Here is a 2,873-nt window from a genome sequence, read left to right as displayed (position 1 = left end):
GATCGGGGATTTGGCTGGGGAGGTAAGTGATACGGCCTTTTGTTTTAGTCGGGGTGATCTGATTGCCAGCGGTAGCGATGGGGGCGATCGCGTCGTTGCAGATATCGAAGCGTTTGCCTTCAAAGTGATTGTTGCCCAGATCTTGCGGGTGGCCGATGTCGGGTTTAGCCTGGTCGCGAGTCCACAGACCGACTTGCTGACTGCCAATCGCCTGATTTTGCCGCAGGACGGGCCTAGAAAAATCAAGCACGAGCAGGGCAGTACGATTGCTGTTGAACTGGTTGTTGATGATTAAAGGGGCAGACTGGGCGCGGGTGGTGATGGCTTCGCCACTGTTGGTGAAGCGGTTTTGGCGGATTTCGGCTCTGGCCCGATCTACGAGGGCGATCGCGGTTTCGCCGTTTCGGTCGAATTCGTTTTCGGAAAAGAAGGGGCGAGCGCTGTCAGTAATCAGCGCCCCGTGCTGCTGGCAGTTGTTGATTCGATTTTTAATGATAAGGGGAGTGCCAGTTGGAATGACTAGACCTGTGCCTTGAGGATTGGTCAGGGTGAGGCCGCGAAGCTGAGCGCCATCTTGTAGAACGACGGCCACATTTCTAGAAGGCGTATTGCTAGAGGATGCATTTCTAGCGGGTGCCGGCTGATAGCTGCCGCCGCCGCGAATGATCACAGCGGGCGCTGAGTCGCCAGCGAGGGTGACGCCAGCCGGAACGATTAGGGGAAATTGTTCGTCATTGTAGGTGCCAGGCGCAAGCTGAATGATGCTGCCAGTCACGGCCTTTGTCAAAGCGGCGGTAACGGTTTTCAACGGGAATTGGGCAGTGCCTCTTTGGCTATTTTGTCCGGTAGGGCTGACATATATAACTGACATGGCGGCAATCTCTCTCACCCCGTTCACTATCACAGTAGAATATAAGCGTTCAAGAATAGCGTTCAAGAGAATCCCAAACAAGCAAACCAGGTCACCAAACTAGGTAACCAAACCAGACGAGCAGAAAATTCTATGGCTGAGTGGCTAGAGCACAGCGTGCATGTAGAGGTAGATCGACCGATTGAAGCGGTATGGGCGCTGTGGTCAGATATTGCTCAAATGCCAAACTGGATGAAGTGGATCAGCTCTGTCGAAGTGCTAGAAGAAGATCCGGCGCTATCGAGATGGAAGCTGGAGACGACCGGGCTTTCTTTTTCGTGGATGTCGCGCCTGGTAAAAGTGGTGCCTAAGCAGGTGATTCAGTGGGAGTCGGTGGACGGCTTGCCCAATCGAGGGGCGATTCGGTTCTATGGACACAAGAATGGCAAAAGCACGGTGAAGATGAGTATTTCCTACGCGCTGCCGTCGATTTTGGCACGGATGATGATGAGCAGCTCGTTTGTGGATCGAGTGGTCACCTCGACGCTGCAAGCCGATTTAGATCGCTTTAGAGAGTACGCGCTGGCGCATACTGATCAAACGGTCACTGTAGAAAGTTGACGCTGGCCGTGGTGGATTTGGCGACAGCTAGAGAGCAGCTGCGATCGCATCATCTCAGCCATTTGTTTATTCAAGTTCTCGGCTGGTCTGCCCCGCGCGCTTTTACCGACCGGATCACGTCTTTAGGTCAGTGCTGTGTGCCGATTGCCGAACGCGATCGCTCCTCAGGGGTGCAGACGGCTTGGCAGGTAGTCTTACCCGAGAAAACTCGCTTTACCCCAACGCTACGCGCTCAGCTCTACGCGGCGATTTGCACTCATGAGACGCTGACGGCAGAAGTCGTCAACACATCAGCAGACGCTGCTGATGACACTGCTGGAGAGGCTGCTAAAAACTCACCTTTGTTGATTATCGTAGCGGCCCAGAAGACTCAGAGCCTGTGGTGTTCGTCTGCGTTTGAAAGCGCTTTGTACGTAGTGAGTCAGCCGATGGCGCTGTGGGACTATCGGCTACAGCGGCTAGCAGCGGGCGGCGGACTGTTTCCAACTGTTGAACCAGAGCCGCAGGGGTGCGATCGCTTTGAACAACTGCTGACTCAGCTTAGCGAAGGCGTGAACGGCATTGAAGATATCGTCCATAAAAGAACCTATGCAGCGCTGACGCTACGGCGGCTAATGTTAATTCAACAAATTCAGCAAAAAGGCTGGCTAGCGGGCGATACCTGGTATCTACAGTCTCGGTTTAGCGCCTTTATACAGCGAGGTGAGAGAGTCTTCTTTAAATCTTGTTTGCAGCCGCTCTATCAAAGTTTATCTTTGCCAGAAATCGAGCGACCGATTGCGCTACAAACAACAATTGGCAAAGTGCCTTTCTTGGGTAGTTTGTTTGATACGCATTGGTTAGAGGCGGCGTATGCTGATATCTCGATTGAGGATACGGCTCTAGAAGAAGGACTGGGCTGGCTGAGTGAGCAGGCCAGTGCCGATGGATTCAATCCTTGGATGGGCGGCGCGTTGGCGTATTGGCTAGCGCGATCTGTGGGGGGAACAGGTGCGAGAAAAGTATCGAGTCGGGCGGTGGGCGATCGCATCCTAGATGCCCTGATTCAACAGCGACTAGAACAAACGCTATCCTCTAGTTTGCAGAAATCTTCTTCGCAAGTAGAACTGTTAGCTGACAATTCCAAAGCGCAGACACTCAACGATCGACTCTTCAACGCGGACGCCCGGCTGTGTCGTCGCCTGATCCAAGAGATTTTACCCGCGCTGCGAGTCCTCGATCCAGCCTGCGGCAGCGGCGATCTGCTCGTGGCCTTTCACCAGCGGTTGACTGAGATATTCAGCATATTAACGGGCTATATTCAACAGACCCAAGACGCCCAGCTAAAGATATGGCGCTCTGGCCTAGTAGACATGCCAGAAGACCTGTCTCTTATACACATCTGACGCTGCCGACGATAAGG

At 53.5% G+C, this 2,873-nt stretch carries 3 protein-coding genes; 2 read left to right on the top strand and 1 reads right to left on the bottom strand.

What is annotated here, in order from left to right; genetic code table 11:
* A partial coding sequence (locus tag IQ256_RS28760) for a right-handed parallel beta-helix repeat-containing protein (protein ID WP_193859108.1) occupies positions 1–871 on the bottom strand: 871 nt, incomplete at its 3' end.
* 132 nt (positions 872–1,003) lie between these two features.
* Between IQ256_RS28760 and IQ256_RS28755 the strand changes: the two genes are divergently transcribed.
* Together IQ256_RS28755 and IQ256_RS28750 are read left to right on the top strand one after the other, a co-directional pair.
* On the top strand, positions 1,004–1,471 hold the full coding sequence (locus IQ256_RS28755; RefSeq protein ID WP_193859107.1) for an SRPBCC family protein: 468 nt from the start codon (positions 1,004–1,006) through the stop codon (positions 1,469–1,471).
* On the top strand, positions 1,468–2,856 hold the full coding sequence (locus tag IQ256_RS28750) for a hypothetical protein (protein WP_193859106.1): 1,389 nt from the start codon (positions 1,468–1,470) through the stop codon (positions 2,854–2,856). Before IQ256_RS28755 ends, IQ256_RS28750 begins: the two co-directional genes overlap by 4 nt.
* Positions 2,857–2,873: the final 17 nt, after the last annotated feature.

The sequence above is a fragment of the cf. Phormidesmis sp. LEGE 11477 genome (assembly GCF_015207105.1).
Taxonomy (GTDB): Bacteria; Cyanobacteriota; Cyanobacteriia; order Phormidesmidales; family Phormidesmidaceae; genus Phormidesmis.
This window is presented reverse-complemented; position numbering and strand designations above follow the sequence as displayed.